This is a genomic window from Mesorhizobium sp. 10J20-29 (assembly GCF_054130485.1).
Map to the genome: position 1 here is coordinate 233,634 of NZ_CP199156.1, position 19,495 is coordinate 253,128.

The 19,495-nt window shown below is 65.1% G+C and carries 22 protein-coding genes and 1 pseudogene; 14 read left to right on the forward strand and 9 right to left on the reverse strand.

The features are described 5' to 3' along the window. Positions 1 to 42: 42 nt before the first annotated feature. The 7 genes from flhA to ACT2BZ_RS01205 all read left to right on the forward strand — a co-directional run bounded on the left by flhA (position 43) and on the right by ACT2BZ_RS01205 (position 5,267). On the forward strand, positions 43 to 2,130 hold the full coding sequence (flhA, locus tag ACT2BZ_RS01175) for a flagellar biosynthesis protein FlhA (RefSeq protein WP_457938690.1): 2,088 nt from the start codon (positions 43 to 45) through the stop codon (positions 2,128 to 2,130). A gap of 65 nt (positions 2,131 to 2,195) precedes the next feature. Beyond that, positions 2,196 to 2,879 (forward strand): flagellar biosynthetic protein FliR, encoded by a 684-nt coding sequence (fliR, locus tag ACT2BZ_RS01180; RefSeq protein WP_457941442.1) that lies wholly within the window; start codon positions 2,196 to 2,198, stop codon positions 2,877 to 2,879. Positions 2,880 to 2,883: 4 nt separating this feature from the next. Then, entirely contained in the window at positions 2,884 to 3,279 is a 396-nt protein-coding gene (locus ACT2BZ_RS01185) for a hypothetical protein (RefSeq protein ID WP_457938691.1), read from the forward strand. A gap of 61 nt (positions 3,280 to 3,340) precedes the next feature. Beyond that, positions 3,341 to 3,904 carry a rod-binding protein gene (locus ACT2BZ_RS01190; RefSeq protein WP_457938693.1) on the forward strand — a complete coding sequence of 188 codons (564 nt, stop codon included), beginning with the start codon at positions 3,341 to 3,343 and terminating at the stop codon, positions 3,902 to 3,904. Between the two features lie 2 nt (positions 3,905 to 3,906). After that, entirely contained in the window at positions 3,907 to 4,326 is a 420-nt protein-coding gene (locus ACT2BZ_RS01195) for a hypothetical protein (protein ID WP_457938695.1), read from the forward strand. Continuing rightward, positions 4,323 to 4,844, forward strand: coding sequence for a hypothetical protein (locus tag ACT2BZ_RS01200; protein WP_457938697.1), 522 nt, complete (start codon positions 4,323 to 4,325; stop codon positions 4,842 to 4,844). The genes ACT2BZ_RS01195 and ACT2BZ_RS01200 overlap by 4 nt, the downstream gene beginning before the upstream one ends. A gap of 138 nt (positions 4,845 to 4,982) precedes the next feature. After that, positions 4,983 to 5,267: an SCP2 sterol-binding domain-containing protein gene (locus ACT2BZ_RS01205; protein WP_457938698.1), complete on the forward strand. Its 285-nt coding sequence runs from the start codon at positions 4,983 to 4,985 to the stop codon at positions 5,265 to 5,267. A gap of 16 nt (positions 5,268 to 5,283) precedes the next feature. Here ACT2BZ_RS01205 and ACT2BZ_RS01210 read toward each other — a convergent pair whose 3' ends face one another. Both ACT2BZ_RS01210 and odc2 read right to left on the reverse strand, forming a co-directional pair. Next, complete coding sequence (locus tag ACT2BZ_RS01210) at positions 5,284 to 5,862, reverse strand: GNAT family N-acetyltransferase (RefSeq protein ID WP_457938700.1); 579 nt, start codon at positions 5,860 to 5,862, stop codon at positions 5,284 to 5,286. A 101-nt stretch (positions 5,863 to 5,963) separates the two neighbouring features. Continuing rightward, entirely contained in the window at positions 5,964 to 7,097 is a 1,134-nt protein-coding gene (gene odc2 / locus ACT2BZ_RS01215; protein ID WP_457938701.1) for an ornithine/lysine decarboxylase, read from the reverse strand. A 542-nt stretch (positions 7,098 to 7,639) separates the two neighbouring features. On the opposite strand from odc2, the gene ACT2BZ_RS01220 reads away from it, so the two are divergent. The 4 genes from ACT2BZ_RS01220 (at position 7,640) to ACT2BZ_RS01235 (ending at position 11,546) form a co-directional block, all read left to right on the forward strand. Continuing rightward, positions 7,640 to 8,836, forward strand: coding sequence for an amidase (locus ACT2BZ_RS01220; RefSeq protein ID WP_457938702.1), 1,197 nt, complete (start codon positions 7,640 to 7,642; stop codon positions 8,834 to 8,836). A gap of 4 nt (positions 8,837 to 8,840) precedes the next feature. Next, the gene (locus tag ACT2BZ_RS01225; RefSeq protein WP_457938704.1) at positions 8,841 to 9,740 is read left to right on the forward strand and encodes a LysR family transcriptional regulator; all 900 of its coding nucleotides are present in this window, start codon (positions 8,841 to 8,843) and stop codon (positions 9,738 to 9,740) included. Between the two features lie 75 nt (positions 9,741 to 9,815). Continuing rightward, positions 9,816 to 10,478, forward strand: a complete 663-nt coding sequence (locus ACT2BZ_RS01230; RefSeq protein WP_457938705.1) for a DUF1007 family protein — start codon at positions 9,816 to 9,818, stop codon at positions 10,476 to 10,478. 6 nt (positions 10,479 to 10,484) lie between these two features. Continuing rightward, positions 10,485 to 11,546, forward strand: a complete 1,062-nt coding sequence (locus ACT2BZ_RS01235) for a nickel/cobalt transporter (RefSeq protein ID WP_457938706.1) — start codon at positions 10,485 to 10,487, stop codon at positions 11,544 to 11,546. A 4-nt stretch (positions 11,547 to 11,550) separates the two neighbouring features. Here the strand turns inward: ACT2BZ_RS01235 and ACT2BZ_RS01240 are convergent, their stop codons facing one another. From ACT2BZ_RS01240 to ACT2BZ_RS01255, 4 genes are read right to left on the reverse strand one after another with little or no spacing between them, the layout of a single operon-like run. Then, the gene (locus tag ACT2BZ_RS01240; protein ID WP_457938707.1) at positions 11,551 to 11,769 is read right to left on the reverse strand and encodes a hypothetical protein; all 219 of its coding nucleotides are present in this window, start codon (positions 11,767 to 11,769) and stop codon (positions 11,551 to 11,553) included. A 13-nt stretch (positions 11,770 to 11,782) separates the two neighbouring features. Next, positions 11,783 to 12,541, reverse strand: coding sequence for an SDR family oxidoreductase (locus ACT2BZ_RS01245; protein ID WP_457938709.1), 759 nt, complete (start codon positions 12,539 to 12,541; stop codon positions 11,783 to 11,785). 46 nt (positions 12,542 to 12,587) lie between these two features. Then, positions 12,588 to 13,568: a cation diffusion facilitator family transporter gene (locus ACT2BZ_RS01250; protein WP_457938711.1), complete on the reverse strand. Its 981-nt coding sequence runs from the start codon at positions 13,566 to 13,568 to the stop codon at positions 12,588 to 12,590. Then, positions 13,565 to 14,248, reverse strand: coding sequence for a GNAT family N-acetyltransferase (locus ACT2BZ_RS01255; protein WP_457938713.1), 684 nt, complete (start codon positions 14,246 to 14,248; stop codon positions 13,565 to 13,567). Before ACT2BZ_RS01255 ends, ACT2BZ_RS01250 begins: the two co-directional genes overlap by 4 nt. A gap of 83 nt (positions 14,249 to 14,331) precedes the next feature. Here ACT2BZ_RS01255 and ACT2BZ_RS01260 point away from each other — a divergent pair, with 83 nt between their 5' ends. Then, positions 14,332 to 15,540: a pyridoxal phosphate-dependent aminotransferase gene (locus ACT2BZ_RS01260; RefSeq protein WP_457938714.1), complete on the forward strand. Its 1,209-nt coding sequence runs from the start codon at positions 14,332 to 14,334 to the stop codon at positions 15,538 to 15,540. A 7-nt stretch (positions 15,541 to 15,547) separates the two neighbouring features. Here the strand turns inward: ACT2BZ_RS01260 and ACT2BZ_RS01265 are convergent, their stop codons facing one another. Beyond that, entirely contained in the window at positions 15,548 to 16,177 is a 630-nt protein-coding gene (locus ACT2BZ_RS01265) for a LysE family translocator (protein ID WP_457938715.1), read from the reverse strand. A gap of 197 nt (positions 16,178 to 16,374) precedes the next feature. Between ACT2BZ_RS01265 and ACT2BZ_RS01270 the strand changes: the two are divergent. Then, positions 16,375 to 16,745 (forward strand): annotated as a pseudogene (locus tag ACT2BZ_RS01270) (YciI family protein). 155 nt (positions 16,746 to 16,900) lie between these two features. Next, positions 16,901 to 17,731, forward strand: coding sequence for an aldo/keto reductase (locus ACT2BZ_RS01275; RefSeq protein ID WP_457938717.1), 831 nt, complete (start codon positions 16,901 to 16,903; stop codon positions 17,729 to 17,731). Positions 17,732 to 17,740: 9 nt separating this feature from the next. On the opposite strand, the gene ACT2BZ_RS01280 is transcribed toward ACT2BZ_RS01275, so the two are convergent. Then, on the reverse strand, positions 17,741 to 18,505 hold the full coding sequence (locus ACT2BZ_RS01280) for an SDR family oxidoreductase (protein ID WP_457938718.1): 765 nt from the start codon (positions 18,503 to 18,505) through the stop codon (positions 17,741 to 17,743). A gap of 209 nt (positions 18,506 to 18,714) precedes the next feature. After that, complete coding sequence (locus tag ACT2BZ_RS01285) at positions 18,715 to 19,473, reverse strand: tellurite resistance TerB family protein (RefSeq protein WP_457938719.1); 759 nt, start codon at positions 19,471 to 19,473, stop codon at positions 18,715 to 18,717. Positions 19,474 to 19,495: the final 22 nt, after the last annotated feature.

Here is a 19,495-nt window from a genome sequence, read left to right on the forward strand (position 1 = left end):
GCGCATGGCGCGCGCCGGCTTTCGCAACCGGCCTGGGTGAACATGGCGATCGCAGAAACAATCACGCCGGATCCCGTCGCCAAGAACGCACGCGATGTGTTCTTCGCGCTCGGCATCGTCGTCATCCTTGCGGTGCTGTTCCTGCCGATTCCGGCCTTCCTGATCGACGTCGGCCTCGCCTTCTCGATCGCGCTCTCGGTCCTCATCCTGATGGTCGCGCTGTGGATCCAGCGGCCGCTCGATTTCTCGTCATTCCCCACGATCCTGCTGATCTCGACCATGTTGCGCCTGTCGCTCAACATCGCCACCACGCGCATGATCCTGTCGGAGGGCAATGACGGGACGCACGCGGCCGGCTACGTCATCAGCGGCTTCGCCCAGCTCGTCATGAGCGGCGATTTCGTCATCGGTCTGATCGTCTTCATGATCCTGGTGATCGTCAATTTCATCGTCATCACCAAGGGCGCCACGCGTATCGCCGAGGTTGGCGCGCGCTTCACGCTGGACGCCATTCCCGGCAAGCAGATGTCGATCGACGCCGATCTCTCGGCCGGCATGATCGACGACAAGCAGGCGCAGCACCGCCGCCGCGAACTCGAGGAGGAAAGCTCATTCTTCGGTTCGATGGATGGTGCTTCCAAGTTCGTGCGCGGCGACGCCATCGCCGGTCTGATCATCACCTTCATCAACATCGTCGGCGGCATCACCATCGGCTATTTCCGCCATGACATGTCCATGGGCGAGGCCTCTGACGTCTTCATCAAGCTGTCGGTCGGCGACGGCCTGGTGACGCAGATCCCCGCGCTCATCATCTCGCTTGCCGCAGGCCTGCTGGTCTCCAAGGGCGGCACGCGCGGCTCGACCGACAAGGCCGTCTTCGGCCAGCTCGGCGCCTATCCCCGCGCCCTCTACGTCGCCGGGGCGCTGCTCCTGCTGCTGTCGACCATGCCCGGCCTGCCGATGCTGCCCTTCGTATCGCTTGCCGGCGCCATGGCTGCCATCGGCTACATCATCCCGCAGCGCCGCGAGCAGCGCATCGCTGCTGCCGAGGCCGAGAAGAAGCAGGCCGAGGCCGTCAAGGCCGACGAGGACAAGAACTCGGTCAAGGCCTCCCTGGCCACCGCCGAGATCGAGCTCCTGATCGGCAAGCAGCTCTCGACGAAGCTGATCGTCGCGCACCAGGAACTTGCTTTCCGCATGAGCAAGATGCGCAAGAAGTTCGCCACCCAGTACGGCTTCGTCGTGCCCGAGGTCCGGCTGACCGACGATTTCGCGATCCCCTCGAAGAGCTACCAGATCAAGGTGCACGGCACCGTCGTCGCCGAACACTCGCTGCGCGTCGGCGAAGTGATGGTGCTGCTCGGCAACCGCGAAGTGCCGGACATTCCCGGCGAGGAAGTGCGCGAGCCCGCCTTCGGCATGCGCGCATGGTCGGTGCCCGAAATGTTCTCCGAGGACCTCAAGCGCGAGCAGTATACCTTCGCCGACAACATGTCGGTTCTGCTCACGCACCTTTCCGAGGTGATCCGCAACAACCTGCCGCAGCTCCTCTCCTACAAGGACATGAAGGCGCTGCTCGAGCGCCAGGATCCGGAATACCGCAAGCTCGCCGACGAAATCTGCACCACGCACATCTCCTATCCGGGCCTGCAGGCGGTGCTGAAGCTGCTGCTCGCCGAACGTGTCTCGATCCGCAACCTGCACCTCATCATCGAGGCCATCGCCGAGATCGCTCCGCATGTCCGTCGCACCGAGCAGATCGTCGAGCATGTCCGCGTTCGCATGGCGCAGCAGATCTGCGGCGACCTCACCGAGGGCGGCGTGTTGAAGGTACTGCGCCTCGGCAACCGCTGGGACCTCGCCTTCCACCAGAGCCTGAAGCGGGACGCCAAGGGCGAGATCCGCGAATTCGACATCGACCCGCGCCAGCTCGAGGAATTCGGCCAGGAAGCGACCAAGGCCATCCGAACCCATCTCGATGCCGGCGAGCGGTTCGTGCTGGTCACCGCGCCGGACGCGCGGCCCTATGTGCGGATGATCATCGAGCGCCTCTTCGCCACGCTTCCGGTTCTCAGCCATGTCGAGATCGCAAAGGGCGTCGAGCTGCGCATCCTCGGAACCATATCTTGAACGCAACGCTGGATGGCGTCGTCATCGCGGCGTTTCTCGCCTTCTGCCGCATCGGCGGTTGCTTCATGCTGATGCCGGGCCTGTCGAGCGCCCGCGTACCGATGCAGATAAGGCTCTATGTCGCGATCGCCGCGACCTTCGGCCTGCTCATCCATCTTTCGGACCAGATACTCCCCTTCGTCAGCCGTCGGCCGGACGAACTCGCACCGATGATCATCTCGGAGGTGCTGGTCGGCGCGCTGATTGGCGTGATGGCGAGAATCTACATCATGGCGCTGCAGTTCATGGGATCGGCCATCGCCATGCTGATCGGTTTCAGCGGCGTTGCCGGTCCGAGCATCGAGGAGGGCGAGCCACAGGCAGCCCTCGCCAGCATCATCTCGCTGTCGGCGCTGCTCTTGCTCTTCACCTTCGACTTCCACCACGAGATCATCCGGGCGCTCGTCAATTCCTACCGCGTGGCGCCTATCGACGTGCTGTTCAGGCCGCAGGGCGCGCTCGTCGACATTGCCGACACGGTGTCGGAATCCTTCTTCGTGGTGCTGCGGCTCGGCAGCCCGTTCGTTGCCTATTCGCTGCTGGTCAACCTAACCGTCGGTTTCGTCAACAAGCTGGTGCCGCAGATTCCGGTCTACTTCATCTCGCTGCCCTTCGTCATCGCGGGCGGCCTGATTCTCATCTATTTCGGCCTGGGCACCATGCTCAGCCTGTTCGCCGACGGCTTCGTCGACATCACGATTGGACGCTAGCAACATGACCTCGCGCGTCGAACGGCTGAAGAAACTCCTCGCTGTCCAGCAGCAGCTCAAGGCGCTGCACGAAGTGCGCCGCGCCGGTTTCATTGCCGAGGCCGCGACGGCCAAACAGGACGCCGCCGAACTGGTTGAACGCTTCGATGCCAACGAAACCATGTCGGCACTGTTTCCCGACATCTATCACCGCCGTATCGGCGAGGCGCTGGCGCGCGAGCAGGCGAACCGGACCATGGCCGAGAAGGAGGCAACGCGCCTCGCCACCGCGACGGCCCGCACCAACATGGTCGAGCGCTCCTACCGCGAGGTCCAGATGGAGGACGAGCGCCAGCGGAGCGACCGCGAGCGGCTCGACATCATCGGCCAGCGGCTCGTTCCCCGGGGGCACGGCAAGTAAGGTTGCCGCAAGTTTACCGGTCCATTATCGGCACCTGAAAAGAGGCAAGGAACAGCACTTCTTGGCGATCTCACCACCCAGCGATATCGTACTGGACGTCGCGCGCGCCGCCGATCCGGCCGGCGTCGAGGCGGCCCGTGCGGCGCTTGCGCAACGCGCGGCAAAGACTGGCGCCCCGGCTGAGCCCTTCGCCGTCGCCAGCCGGCACGCGCCCGCCGCGACCGGGAACGATGGCGCCAGGACGCCGACGCCGGAGAGCTTCAAGCGCTTCGAGGCGATGGTGCTGCAGACCTTCATCCAGAACATGCTGCCCCGGGACGGTGAATCCATTTACGGCAAGGGCATAGCCGGTGACATGTGGAAGTCGCAGCTTGCCGAGAAGGTCGCCGACTCGATCGCCGAGCGTGGCGGCATCGGAATCGCCGACCGCGTTCTGGGCGACCGCTACCGGCAGGCCGAAAAGGCAAAGGCCGCCGAACCGGCCACCGGTGCCACTGGCGCAGCGCCGGCGGCGCCTCCGGCTGAACTCTCCCCGGCCCTCATCGACGAAATGCTGCACAGGCTGAACGAGTCGCTCGTCCAGATCCTGTCCGGCCCGGGCCCCAACGGAACCGATCGCGGGTGAACATGATGTATCAGCAAGGCATTCCCGGCCAGGACCTGGCGGTCCGGCCCTCCCACGTAGAGCCGGCGCAGCAGCAGCCCGGCAATCTCGGCGTCCTCATCGGCCGCATCGAGGAAGCAGTGGACGAGGAGACCTCGTCGATCCGCACCGACATCAACTTCGACATCAAGGCGTCGAACGCCCGCAAGAGCCGTTTCCTCTACGAACTGACGCGCGCCCTGAAAGGCGCCGGCGGCATCGCGCCGCCGGTCGAGCACCGCGAGGATCTCGAGCGGTTGCGCGGCAAGCTGGCCACCAACGAGGCCGCCATCCGGGCGCATCTCAACGCCGTCAACGAAATCGCCACGCTGATGCAGAACGCCATCCAGCATGCCGAGACCGACGGCACCTATTCGGCCGGCGAGTTCGGCTACGCGCGATGATCAAGTTCGTCGTCGCAGCCATCTGGGTCTGCGCGGTCGCCATCGGCGCCGTATTCTACTCGTTCCAGATGGCATCGGCGAAGATCGACGCGCCGGCGCCGGCCCCGCTGCTCGGCGGTCTCGACTACGTCAAGACGGACATCGTCTCGGTGCCGGTCCTGCGCGGCGGCCGCATTGGCGGCTACTTCCTGACCCGGCTTGTCTACACCGGCGAGGCGAAGAGCCTCGCCCGGCTCTCTGTGCCGGCGGCCGCGCTCTTCACCGACGAGATCTACAGCTACGTCTACGGCAATCCGCAGCTCGATTTCGTCAACCACGAGACACTCGACCTTGACGCTTTCCGCGCGGGCCTGCGCGACAGCATCAACAAGCGCATCGGCGAGGACGTGGTCAACGAGGTGCTGATCGAGCAGGTCGACTTCCTGTCCAAGGAAGAAATCCGCGACAACACCATCCGTCGCAAGATGCAGGCCGGCGAGACCGCCCGCGAGATGTCGAAGAACTTCAAGGAACACTAGGCCGTCACGGCGCTTCCCCTGCGGACGGTTGCCGTCGTGCATCCGCCGACGCTATATGCGCGTTGACGGGCACGAGCGGCCCTTTCAAACTGCAACTTCGCCTGCGCGCAGCGCGGCAAAACCAGACAGGAGAGCGCAATGGGCATCCAGGCGATCGCGGATCAGATCAGGCCGAAAGTCGAATCCTCGGGCTTCGAGCAATCCGTCAAGTTCGACACCGGTTCGGACGGCGTCCTCGTCATCGACGGCGAGACGGTCTCCACCACCGACGCACCGACCGACTGCACCATCAAACTGTCGCTCGAAGACCTCGAGGGGCTGATCTCTGGCGACCTCAGCCCGACCACCGCCTTCATGACCGGCAAGCTCAAGGTCGAAGGCGACATGTCTGTCGCCATGGCACTCAGCCAGTTCATCGGCTGAACGCGGGGGCAGCGCTCTACGCTGCCCGGCGCATCGTACCGGCCGTCAGCACCCGCGCCTTGCGGCCGGTCGCCTTCAGCGTCCCGCTGGCCGCGCCGATGGCGCCCGGCGCAAGTTCAAGCGCCAGGAACCGCTCTCGCTCAAAGGGGCCCGGCATCGCCAGGTTGCCCGTATTCTGCGCCGAGAATCCGAAGCGCGCATAATAGGCCGCGTCGCCGACGAGCAGGATGACCCTGTGGCCGAGACGTTCCACTTCGGCCACGGCATGCTTCATCAGCGCCGAGCCGACACCGGCGCCCTTAAGCGACGGGTCTACGGCCAAGGGGCCGAGCAGCAGCGCAGCCGGACCACCCGCGCCCATCGAAACGTCCCACAGCCTGACGGTGCCGACGAGCCGGCCCTCCGCGTCACGCGCGACGAAGGACAGGCCTTCGGAGGGGCGGCGGCCGCGCCGGAGCTTCTGCGACGACTTCTTCTTCCACTTTGGGCCCATGGCGCGCGCAAGCAGCAACTCGCGGGCAGCGATGTCGCCCTCGTTTTCGATTGCGATGGTCAGTGCCGGAACGACCGCCGGCTGGCCGAATGCGATTTCCATTTGCGTGATCCTGGTCGTGCGGACACCATCCGCGAACAATGCAACCCGACGCCGGAGGTTCTGTTCCGGCGTCGCGTGACCTTTCGGGCTCTTGCGAGCCGTCAGATCACGTAGGATCGGAGCGGCTCGAAGCCGTTGAAGGCGACCGAGGCATAGGTCGTCGTGTAGGCGCCTGTGCCCTCGATCAGCACCTCGTCGCCGATCGTCAGCGACAGCGGCAGCGGATAGGGCGTCTTCTCGTACATCACGTCAGCCGAATCGCAGGTCGGGCCGGCGAGCACGCATGGCGCCTTCTCGTCCTGGTCGCGCTGCGTCACGATCGGGTAGCGGATCGCCTCGTCCATCGTCTCGGCGAGACCGCCGAACTTGCCGATGTCGAGGAACACCCAGCGCACATTGTCATTGTCGGACTTCTTCGAAATCAGCACGACTTCCGACTTGATGACGCCGGCATTGCCGACCATGCCGCGACCGGGCTCAATGATGGTCTCGGGGATCTGGTTGCCGAAGTGCTTGCGCAGCGCGCCGAAGATCGCCTGGCCATAGGCCTGGGCAACCGGCACGTCGCGCAGGTAGCGGGTCGGGAACCCACCGCCCATGTTGACCATCTTCAGCACGATGCCTTCCTCGGCGAGCGTCGCGAACACCTGCTTGGCGTCGCCGAGCGCACGGTCCCAGGCGGTCAGGTCGCACTGCTGCGAACCGACGTGGAAGGATACGCCATGGGCATCGAGGCCGAGCTTGCGGGCATGGCGCAGCACGTCGACGGCCATCGCCGGCACGCAGCCGAACTTGCGCGAAAGCGGCCACTCGGCGCCCTCGCCGTCGGTCAGCACGCGGCAGAATACGCGGGCACCCTGTGCAACGCGCGCGATCTTCTCGACCTCCTCGACGCAATCGACGGCGAACAGCCGGATGCCGAGTTCGAAGGCGCGCGCGATGTCACGCTCCTTCTTGATGGTGTTGCCGAAGGAGATGCGGTCGGCGGAGGCGCCGGCATCCATCGCCATTTCGATCTCGGCGACCGAGGCGCAGTCGAAGGACGAACCCATCGAGGCAAGAAGGCGCAGGATTTCCGGCGCCGGGTTGGCCTTCACGGCATAGTAGATCTTCGAGTCCGGCAGCGCCTTTTCAAAGGCGCGGAAATTGTCGCCCACGACGTCGAGATCGACGACGAGGCAGGGGCCGGCGGGACGTCGGGTGGCGAGGAAGTCGAGTACGCGCTGGGTGGCCATAGGTCTCTCCATCGCAGGGATTTCTCCATGCGCAATCAGGCTGCGGCGGCGTGCCCTCGGGCTACGCCTGTCCGCGGTGGACAAAGGCGCGGTCGCTTCTCATGAAACCAGCCGGTGGAGACCCCGGATTCACGAGCGCGTATCGCGCGGCGATGAACCTCGGCCTGCCCGGCTCCGGTCCGCTTTGTCTGCCTTGGCTTGGATTGGGAGACCCGTTCCGCACTGCCGGCAATGATGGTGTGCCTCTTCAGTAACCCCGGCTTTTGGACAGCCGGAAGAGAACCAGAAAGGCCCTCACCGTCGTTGCTTCAAGGTGTCCCCGGTTTGGCGGTTGGCCGTCGAACCGGCTGGAGGGGTTAGCTCCAGTTACCTTACCGATTTCCCTCACCATTCGAGGATCGGCGGACACCCACAGGCACGTGCGACTTTGGGCAAGGCGGATATAGAGTCGCTGGCATTCACAATCAATTAAAAACCGACCCTCGCTTGAAAAAAATCCAGGCGCGAACAATGCTGCCGCCATTGTATCCGGATCCTGAACAATGCAGCGCATGCGCGATCGACTGAACGCCTTTCTCAACCTGCCGGACATCGCGGTTCCGCACGCGCCGTCCGGCCCGCTCGCCGGCTTTTCGCTTGGCGTGAAGGACATCTTCGATGTTGCAGGCTACGTCACTGGCTGCGGCAACCCGCAAAAGTCCGCCGAGGCTATGCCGGCGACGGCGACTGCCCCGGCAGTGCAGATGCTGCTGGATGCGGGCGCGCGATTCGCCGGCAAGACGCAGACCGAGGAACTCGCTTTCTCGATGCTCGGCCAGAACGTTCACTTTCCGCACCCCGTGAACCCGGCAGCACCGGGCCGGGTAACCGGCGGTTCTTCGTCGGGTTCGGTCGCTGCGGTTGCCGGCGGCCTTGCCGACATCGCCACCGGTTCCGACACCGGCGGCTCGATACGCATTCCCGCGGCTTTCTGCGGCCTGATTGGGCTGCGCACCACGCAGGGCCGCATCTCGCTCGCCGGCACCATGCCCCTCGCCCCCTCCTTCGACACCTTCGGCTGGTTCGCGCGCGACGCCGCCATGTATGCCAAGGTCGGCGACGTCCTGCTGGGGCCCGACAGCCACGCGACACCGCTTACGCGGCCCCTTGCGCTGGATCGCCTTGATGAACTCGTCCAGGGCTCCGCCGAGACTGAAGAATACCGCCGGCTGACGGATGTCGTCGCCGGCGTCACCGGCCGCCCCTCGCGCCTGCCATCGCCGCCCCATTCGACCGACGAGCTTTACTGGTGCATGCGCAAGATCCAGGCAAAGGAAGCCTGGGCGGCCCATGGCGCATGGATTTCCGGCCGCGAGGACAAGCTCGGCAAGGCTACTCTGGACCGTTTCGCCTTCGGCAGGACCGTCTCGGACGACGAGGTAGCCGCCGAATCGGCGCGCCGGGACGACTTCCGCGCCACCCTGCGCGACATGCTGGGCGACGACGGCTTCATCATTCTGCCCACCGCACCCTGCGTGGCACCAAGGAGCAATGGCACGGCGGACCAGTTTCAGGATTTTCGCGAACGCGCCATCTGCCTTTTGTGCTGGTCCGGACTCTCTGGCTTTCCGCAGATCACGGTTCCGCTCGGAGAAGTGGACGCCGCACCTTTCGGCATCTCGCTGCTCGGCCCGCCCGGCAGCGACCGGGCACTGATCCGGCTGGCCTCCACCATTCTGCAATCAGTCGGGAGGGCATGAGCCGATGGATACGCTGACGCGCATGCGCGCCTTCATCGACGTCGTCGAGGCGGAGGGGTTTTCTGCGGCCGCCCGCAAGATCGGCCGCTCCAAGGCGCTGCTGTCGAAATATGTGCGCGAGCTGGAGGACGACCTCGGCGCCCTGCTGCTCAACCGCACGACGCGCCAGTTCTCGCTCACCGAGACCGGTCACACCTATTTCCAGCGTGCCACCGAGATCATCCGTGAGGTGGACAGCCTTGCCGAGACCGTCAGGGAATCTTCCGGCGACGTTCGCGGCCGCATCAAGCTGTCGGCGCCCCGCACCTTCGGCGACGCGGCGATCGGCCAGTCGCTCATCGACTTCGCTGTCGCGCATCCCGACATCGTGCTCGACATCAACCTTGACGACCGCTTCGTCGATCTGGTCGAGGAAGGCTTCGACCTTGCGATCCGCATCTCGCGGCTCGAGAACTCTTCCCTCATTGCCCGGCGGCTCTCGCCCTTCTCCGTCGGCGTCAGCGGATCGCTGGCCCTGATCGCAAGGCTCGGCACACCCACGCGGCCGCAGGACCTGGCGCACCTGCCCTGCATCGTCGATACCAACGGACGCTGGAAGTCGAACTGGCCCTTTCTCGGCGACGACGGCGACCAGGTCAGCGTCAGCGTGACCGGTCCGATCGAGGTAAACAGCCCGATGGCCGCGCGCGCCGCAGCCGTTGCCGGCCTCGGCTTCGCCATTCTGCCCGACTTCATCGCCGCCCCCGACATAGCGGCCGGAAGGCTGATTCCCCTCCTGACCGACCGCATGCTGCCGGGCGGCGGCATCTTTGCTGTCTACCCTCACCGGCGCTACCTGCCGGCCAAGGTACGGGTCTTCGTCGATTTTCTCGTGCAATGGTTCAAGGACCACGAAAAGGGGTGATTGCACCGCCGGTCCCAATTTCGCCGGGTTTGTGGTAACTGTCGGTCCCGTCCAATCCGAACTCCGTGACACGCGATGCCCTTGACCCGGAAAACCTTAGTCGGCCTGGCAGCCCTTGCTGCATTGTCGTTGCCCGGACCGGCCGGCGCCCATCCGCACGTCTTCGCGGAGGCACGGCTGGACGTCCTCGTCAACGGTGACGGGACGGTCAAGTCGCTCAGACACCTTTGGCGCTTCGACGATCTCTTCTCGAGCACGGTTCTGGTCGAGTTCGACCAGAATGGCGACCTCAAGCTCGACGATGGCGAACTGAAGGAAGTCTCCGACACGATCTTTGCGTCGCTGGCAGAGTTCAACTACTTCCAGCTCGTGTCGGTCGACGGCAAGGACGTGGCCATGAATCCGCCGCCGCAGCTCATGGCCAACTACGACAACGACCAGTTGATCGTCATGTTCGAATCCGAGCCGAAGGCGGCGCTTCCGCTCAGCGGCAAGGTCGATTTCGGCGTCTACGATCCGACCTTCTACACCGCGATCGACTTCACCGAGGACGCCAACATGGCGGTCGCCGACATGCCTGCGGGCTGCACGCGCACCGTCGTCAGGCCCGATCCCGACGAGGCCATCTCCCAGAACCAGGAAAGCCTCACCGACGCCTTCTTCAGCGACCCCTCCGGCACCGATCTCAGCAAGATCTTCGCCACCCGCCTCGAACTCAACTGCCAGGCCCAGGGCTAGCCTCCCGTGAAGAAGACCACCGTCCGTGTCACCTTCGCCATCATTGCGGTCGCCTATGTCGCATCGCACTTCCTCGGCCACGCCCACGCGGCAAGCTCGCTGGGCATCGGCAACAATGATGCGATCACAACGTCTACCGGTCCCTTTGCCCACTGGATGCAGTGGATCAACGTCAGGCAGCAGGAATTCTACCGCTCGCTGACTGACGCCTTGAAGGCGATGCGCGACGACAACGGCAGGCTGTGGCTGATTGTCGGCCTGTCCTTCGCCTACGGCATTTTCCATGCCGCAGGCCCCGGCCACGGCAAGGCGGTGATCTCTTCCTACATGCTCGCCAACGAGGTCGCGCTCCGGCGCGGCATCATGCTTTCCTTCGTCTCCGCCTTCCTGCAGGCGCTGACGGCAATCATCGTCATGGCTCTGGCTTTTTTCGTGCTGCGCGGCACCTCGGTATCGATGACCGATGCCACCGGCTTTCTCGAACTCGCCAGCTTCGCCATGATCACGCTGTTCGGCGCATGGCTGCTTTGGCGCAAGGCCGGACCGCTGGTCCTGGGGCTCTTGGGCATTGGCCCGGGCCACAGCCTGTCGGCTGCACACGCTCATGCCGCCCCTTCGCACGGCCATGACCAACATGGTCACCATGGTCACGCGCACGACCATCATGCCCACGGCCATGCGGCGGGCGAGGTCTGCGACAGCTGCGGCCACAGCCACGCTCCGGACCCGGCCTTGCTGTCGGGCGACCGCTTCAGCTGGAAGACAGCCTGGTCGGCGGTCACCGCCGTCGGGCTGCGCCCCTGCTCCGGTGCGCTGATCGTGCTGAGCTTCGCGTTCCTGAACGGCCTCTGGGCCGGTGGCGTCCTGTCGGTCTTCGCCATGGCGCTCGGCACCGCGATCACGGTTTCGACGCTCGCCACCCTTGCCGTCACCGCCAAGAACTGGGCCGTTGCCTATGCCGGTGATGGGCGTGCCGGCAACCGCGTGCACACCGTCATCGAGATCGCCGGCGCGGCCTTCGTCTTCCTGCTGGGTCTGCTGCTGCTGACGGCAAGCCTCAGCGCGTAGCGGCTCAGCCGTCGTTCCGGTCGTCGCGTCGCTTCTGGCTCCTGCCGCGCAGCCAGAAGACCAGGAAGAATGCCGCGACAAAAACCACCGCGACGACGCCTGCCGCTACGGTGGAAAGGTTGCCGACGGCGATCATGATCGTCGGCAGGAAATAGGCGCCAAAGCCGAACACGGCGAGCAGAACTGCCGCGGCAATCGCCGAACTGCGGTTTTCCGGGGTCATTGCAAAACCGCCCTCACAGCGAAAAGCCGCCATCGACGCTCATCACGGTACCCGTCGTAAAGGCCGCCTCGTCCGAGGCCAGGTAGACCACGATCGGCGCGATCTCTGCCGCGCTGGCGATGCGACCCGTCGGCTGCCGCTGCACGAACATCTCGAGCGCCTTGTCCTTGCTGCCCCATTCCTTGCCGAGCGTCTCGACGCGGTCCTCCCAGGAGGGCGAGCGGAAGGTGCCCGGCGCTACCGCGTTGCAGCGCAGGCCGTCGCGGATGAAGTCGGCAGCCACAGCCTTGGTCAGCCCGATCACCGCCGCCTTGCTGGCGCCGTAGGCATAGCGGTTGGCGATGCCGCGGATCGACGATGCGCCCGATGCGATGTTGACGATGGAACTCGTCCCGCCGCTCGCCTTGGCCCGCTCCAGCATGGCGGGCAGAAATGCCTTGATCGTCCGGTGCATGGACTTCACATTGAGGTCGAAGGAAAAATCCCAGTCCTTCTCGCTCGTGGTCAGCACCGTGCCGTGATGCACGTAGCCGGCGACGTTGACGAGGATATCCACCGCCCCGACCTTGGCCGCATAGGCCTCGACGGCCTTGGTCGACAGCACGTCGAGCTTTGCCTTTTTCGCCTTCGCCAGACCCTCGAGCTTGTCGCGCGAAACGTCGGATGCGTAGACGGTGGCGCCCTCGGCCACCAGGCATTCGGCGATTGCGCGCCCGATGCCCTGCCCCGCCGCCGTCACCACGGCAATCTTGCCCTTCAACCTGCCTGCCATTCCGTCTCCCCCCGAAAATCCCTGAAATGCCGGCCGCCAGCGCGGCCTAATGATGCTCGTGTTCCGGCTTCGCGTCCGCACAGGCGCCGAATTCCGGCTCTACCGTCGCGTGTTCGATGCCGTGGCTCTCGGCCAGCCGCCGCTTGATCGACCGCACCGCCGCGTCGGCGTCGGCGCCTTCGACCAGACAGGCATGCAGCGTTGCCATGTTCTTCGTCCCGTCCATGGACCAGACGTGCATGTGGTGCACTTCGCGCACAGTCGTTACATGCGCTTCGAGATCGCGCGCAATGCCGTCGCGGTCGAGGCTCGCCGGCACGCCCTCGAGCAGCAGATGGCCCGCCTCGCGCGTCAGCGCCCAGGCGCTGCGGAACAGCAGCAGCGCGACGAGACCCGACAGCAACGGATCGATCAGCACCCATCCCGTCGTGATGATGACGATCGCTGCCACGATCGCGGCCACCGAACCGAGCAGGTCGCCCAGCACGTGCAGGATCGCGCCGCGCATGTTGAGGTTCTCGCGGTCGCCGCCATGCAGCACGAAGAACGCCGCGATGTTGACGCCGAGCCCCACCGCGGCGATCACCATCATCGGCCCCCCGAGCACCGGCGACGGTTCGTTGATCCGGTGAAAGGCCTCGACCACGATCCAGAGGCCGATGGCAAAGACGGCGATGCCGTTGGTGTAGGCGACCAGCGTCTTCAGCCGGTCGAAGCCATAGGTCAGGCGCGAGGTCGCAGCCCGCCCGGCGAGATGGAACGCGTACCAGGCGAGCATAAGCGACACCGAATCGGTCAGCATGTGGCCGGCATCGGCCAGCAGCGCCAGCGATCCGGTCAGCAGGCCGCCGGCCGCTTCCGCGAACATGAAGCCGCCGGTCAGGACCGCGGCAATTAGCACGCGCTTCTTGTCTGTCGATCCATGACTGTGGCCTGCATGGCCGTGGCCGGCATGGTCGTGACCATGTCCGCCATGATAGGAAGAAGCTGCCACCTCGACCTCGCTTGTAACGAAATAACCTTTCACGCCAAAGACTTACGAAAGTCCTCCAGGCGCCTCTTCTGGTTTCCGTCACTATCAAAATTGCTCGGGTCGAGCCAGCCCTCATATGCTTTTCGCAGCGCCGGCCACTCGCTGTCGATGATCGAATACCATGCCGTATCGCGGTTTTCGCCCTTCGCGACCATGTGCTGGCGAAAAATCCCCTCGAACGTGAAGCCGAAGCGTTCCGCCGCGCGCTTGGAAGGCTCGTTGCGGTTGTGACACTTCCACTCGTAGCGCCGGTAGCCGAGTTCGTCGAAAACGTAGCGCGCGAAAAGGAACTGCGCCTCCGTCGCGGCCGGCCTGCGCGCCATCGCTGCGCCCCAATGGATGCTGCCGATCTCGATCACGCCATGCGCCGGCTCGATGCGCATCAGCGTCTGTCGCCCGGCGATCTGTCCGGTAGCCTTGTCGATGATGGCGAAGAACAGCGGATCTTCGCTGGCCTCGACTTTCTCGAGCCACGCGTCGAAAGCCGCACGGCTTTCCGGGCGGCTTTCGAACAACCAGAGGAAGCGCTCCTCTGCGTCCGCCGCGGTGGCCACGGCGTAGAGCCCGTCGCCATGCCGCTCGGCGCTCAGCGGCTCCAGCCGCACATGGCTACCTTCCAGAACTTTGCGTTCCGGCCGCGGCCTGGCCTGCCAGTTTTTGAGGTCCTCGCGCACGACCCGACTCCAGTGCAATTGACTTTGTGCCCGCAGGCTCACAGAAACACGCACCCGCTCTTAGCACCAGATGGGGAGGAAAAATGCTCCAAACGATTGCCGCCTTCGACCGGCTCGGCGAAGAAAACGCCTTTGCCGTGCTGGCCCGTGCCACGGCCCTGCAACAGCAGGGCAAGGACATCATCAATCTCGGCATCGGCCAGCCCGACTTCAAGACGCCGCCGCACATCGTCGAGGCCGCGATCAAGGCCCTGCGTGACGGCCATCACGGCTACACGCCAGCCAACGGCCTGCTCGCCACCCGCGAGGCAGTGGTGCGCCGCACGCTGACCACCACAGGCGTCGAGGTCTCGCCCGACTCGGTCATGATCATGCCCGGCGGCAAGCCGACCATGTTCGCCGCGATCCTGATGTTCGGCGAGCCGGGTGCCGAGATCCTCTACCCGGACCCGGGCTTCCCCATCTATCGCTCGATGATCGAGTTCACCGGTGCGGCCCCCATCCCCGTGCCGATGCGCGAGGCCAACGGCTTCGCCTTCTCCGCCGAGGAGACGCTGTCGCTGATCACGCCGAAGACCAGGCTCCTGATCCTCAACTCGCCGGCCAACCCGACCGGCGGTGTCACGCCACGCGCCGAGATCGAGAAGCTGGTTGCCGGGCTGGCGGCGCACCCGCATGTCGCCATCATGTCCGACGAGATCTACGACGTGATGACCTATGACGGCGAGACCGCCTGCTCGCTGCTGCAGTTTCCAGAAATCCGCGACCGGCTGATCGTGCTCAACGGCTGGTCGAAGACCTGGGCGATGACCGGCTGGCGCATGGGCTGGTCGATCTGGCCGAACGGCGAAGCCGGCAATCACCTTTACGACAAGGTGCGCAAGCTCGCCGTCAATTGCTGGTCCTGCGTCAACGCACCGAGCCAGTTCGCCGGCATCGCGGCCATCGACGGCCCGCAGGACGAGGTCGCGACGATGATGAAGGCGTTCGACCGCCGCCGCCAGGTCGTCGTGGAGGGACTGAACGCCCTGCCCGGCGTCTCATGCATCACGCCGAAGGGTGCCTTCTACGCCTTTCCCAACATCTCGGCGACCGGCTGGAAGGCCAAGAAGCTGGCCTCGGCCCTGCTTGAGGAGGCCGGCGTCGCGCTGATCGGCGGGCCCGATTTCGGCATTCTCGGCGAAGGCTATATCCGGCTGTCCTACGCCAATTCCGAGGAGAATATCCTGCGCGCGCTGGAGCGAATCGAGGCTTTCCTCGCCCGCTCGCAGAACCACACCGGCGAGGCTTAGGCAGACTTTAGAGCCGCGCCGTCGCCAGCTTGAAACCGGCGAACAGGAAGAAGCAGCCGAGCCCGTTCTCGATGTAGCGCCGGGCGCGGCCATAGGCGTTGCGCGCCGGGGCGGAGGACAACAGCACGGCATAGGCGCCATGGCCGACGAACGAATTGAGAAAGACAACGGCGACGAACAGCAGCACCACCGGCAGCGGCGCGTCGCCGACGCCGCCGAGGCTGGCGATCGCCAGCCAGAACATGATCGCCTTGGGGTTGGAAACCTGCAGCGCGAAGCCGGCCAGTCCGGTCCGCCAGGCGCTGACGCGCCCGACCGGCTCAACCAGGACCTTCGAGGCCGAGGCGGCGTTGCGGAACGCCTTGAAGGCGAGCCAGGCGAGATAGGCCGCGCCCAGCCAACGCAGGACCGTCATCAGTTCGGCAACCTGCGCCAGGATGGCGGTCAGCCCGATGATTGTCGCCACCGACAGCACGATCGAGCCACAAGCGACCCCGAAGGCGGTGACCAGCGAGGGCAGCCGGCCGCGGCTTGTCGCCACGCCGAGGATCAGCGCCACGCTCGGCCCCGGCGACATGATCCCCACCGCCTGGATCGACCAGGCCAGCACCAGCTGCGGCAGATAGTCGGAAAACATGGTCGTCTCGCTCCCTGACCGTCGCCCCGGTGACGTCGGCACACGTCGCTGTTAGCACGAACATCCTGCCAGCATCATGGCAGTAGCTTCGTGGTCGGCAGACAATTGTCTGGCATACAAGCACAACGCTGAAAGCGTCTTGCCGGCGGGGCAGGTTTGACTATTGATCACCTCTTGAAAAACAGAGGTGATTTCCCATGCACTACGCAATACTGGCGTATCATGTCGAGGGCGCCATTACGGCCATGACGCCCGAGGAGGATGCAGCCCTCATGGTGGAACTGCGCAAGATCGACCGCCGGCTGACCGAGGAGGGCATGCTCGGGCCGGCGGCGCGGCTCGATTTCACCCGGTCCGCCTGTACCCTGCGCGACGGGCTGGTCATCGACGGCCCCTTTGCCGAAACCAAGGAACAGCTTCTCGGCCTTTACCTCGTCGACTGTGCCACCCGCGACGATGCAATCCAGGCCGCCCGCGACCTTGCCCGCGTCAATCCCACTGCCGTCTACGAATCCGCCCGATCATGCTCTACCTGCCGGGCGCGCCCCTTTTTGCTTCGGCCGACTAGCTGCAGTCCGTAATCGGTCGATTTGGCTGGACCGCGTGGCTTCGGCCAAGCCGTCCATTTCTACCGCCCGATCCCACGCTCAGGTTGGCAGCCGCGGGTGTCGGCACTAGATAGGCCGTGCAAGCGAAACCGCCCTCTCCCGAAAAGGACCAGCCATGACCGACACGATCGCGCTCAACGACGGCAACTCGATCCCTCAGCTTGGCCTCGGCGTCTGGCAGGTGGATGCCGCCGAGACGGCGCAGGTCGTCGGATGGGCCATCGAGGCCGGCTACCGGTCCATCGACACAGCCGAGGGCTACAGGAACGAAGAAGGCGTCGGCGAGGCGATCCGAAGCGCCGGCGTGTCGAGGAGCGAACTATACATCACCTCCAAGCTGCGCAACGGCGCGCACAAGCGCGACAGGGCGCTGCGCGAATTCGACGCCACGATGCAGAAACTCGGGCTGGAACAGCTCGACCTGTTCCTGATCCACTGGCCGATGCCCAAGCGCGACGACTATGTCGAGGCCTGGAAGACGCTCATCGAACTCAGGGACGCCGGCCGCATCCGCTCCATCGGCGTGTCGAACTTCAACCAGGACCACCTCGAGCGCATCATTGGTGAAACCGGCGTGACGCCGGTGGTCAACCAGATCGAGCTGCATCCGCGCTTCCAGCAGCGCGACAAGCGCGAATTCCACGCCCGCCACGGCATCGCCATTGAAAGCTGGAGCCCGCTCGGCAGCGGTCGCCTGCTCGACGACCCGACCCTCCGCGCAATCGCAGCCAGGCACGGCAAGTCAATCGCGCAGACCATTATCCGCTGGCACCTCCAGCAGGAACTGATCGTCATCCCGAAATCGGCAAACCGCGACCGCATCGCCGCCAATTTCGATGTCTTCGACTTCGAGCTCGACGCCGAAGACCTCGGGAAGATTGCCGCGATGGATTCAAGCGACGGCCGGACCGGCTCCGATCCGGCCAGAGCGGATTTCGAATTCTGAGGACCTGGCCTAGCCTCGGCCGACAAACGGCATCTTGGTCGCCATCACGGTCATGAACAGCACATTGGTATCGAGAGGCTGGCTGGCCATGTAGGCCACCGCCTCGGCCACCCGCTGCACGTCCATGACCGGCTCGATGGCCGTCGTCAGATTGGCCTGCGGCACGCCCTTCGTCATGGCGGCCGCCATGTCGGTCAGCGCGTTGCCGATGTCGATCTGGCCGCAGGCAATGTCGTAGGGCCTCCCGTCGAGCGCCAGCGTCTTGGTCAGGCCGGTGATGGCGTGCTTCGTCGCAGTATAAGGCACCGAACGCGGCCGCGGCGCATGGGCCGAGATCGAGCCGTTGTTGATGATGCGGCCGCCCATCGGCTGCTGCTTGCGCATCGCGGCAAACGCGCCGCGCGCGACGAGGAAGGAGCCTGTCAGGTTGACGTTGACGACCTCGGTCCACACCTCGACCGGCACTTCGTCGATGGTCGCGGCCTTGAAGCCCATGCCGGCATTGTTGAACAGCAGGTCGACGCGGCCGAACACCTTGTCGATTTCGGCATAGAGGGCGTCGACCTCGGCGGGCTTGGTCACGTCGCAGGCGATGGCAAGTCCCGTGGCACCGGCGGTAGCGGATTTCTGCGCTTCGGCGACCGCCTCATCGAGCAGGTTCTTGCGTCGGCCCACGAACACGGTGTTCCAGCCCGCGGCGAGAAGCGCGCTCGCGCTCGCCTTGCCGATGCCCGTGCCTGCGCCGGTTACGATTGCAGTCTTGCCGCTGGCCATGAACTAGCTCCTCCCGTTAAGAAGCCACGCTTCGCAAATGAGGATGGAGATGGCAAGGCTCGACAAAAAGGGCGGCCATTAGCGACCGCCCCTGATCTGGACCGTGCTTGGGAGGAGGAGAGCCGATCCGACTGATTAAAATGATGCGCCCGAAGGGTTAACGAAACCTTAACGGGATCGGCGGGCTTGGAAGCCGGCCGGCATCGGCCCTACCAGACCGATCCGGCGGGACCCGCGGAGGGCGCGCGCGAGGGAACGGTCTCGACCCCGCCCTTGGCCTGGGACACCGTCGCCTCGACGTGATCGACCAGCGCGTCGGGCAGGTTCAGACGGCCGGCCAGGAGGTCGAGGTAGCCGCGCTCGGCGCGCGAGTTGGGATCGATCGTGAGGCGGGACGCCGTGTAGAGCTCGACCCGCTGTTCCTCGGTGCTGGCCGACGCGACCAGCGCATCGATGTCGAGCGGCCGCTCGAGTTCCTCGCGCAGGAAGCGCTCGGCATCGGCGTCCATGCCCGCGAGGCTCAGCCGGTCGGAAATCTTGCGCCTTTCAGCGTCGTCGATATGGCCGTCGGCCTTGGCGGCGGCTATCATGGCGCGGACGAGCGCCAGCGTGAATTCTGACTCGCCCTGCGGCGCCGCATGCGGGTCGAAAGCGCTGTCGGCCGGCGGCGCCAGCAGCTCAGGTTCGCCAGAAGAATTTGGATTCTCAGGGTTTTTTCCGTTCTGGTAATTCTGGTAGGCCTTGTAGGCGAGACCGCCGATGGCCGCGAGACCGCCCAGCTTCAGCGCCGAACCGGTCACGGCCCGGCCAGTGCCCGTACCCAGGAGTACGGCAACAAGCGCGCCGGCGGCCAGCGGATTGTCCTTCGCAAGCTGCGTCGCCTGGCCGGCCTTGTCGCGCACGGTCGATTCCGTGCCGGGGATTTTCGAGCCGAGCAGGTCGTCGAGCAGTTTCTTGGGATCGAACATGAGGCCTCCAGAAGTGCGGAAA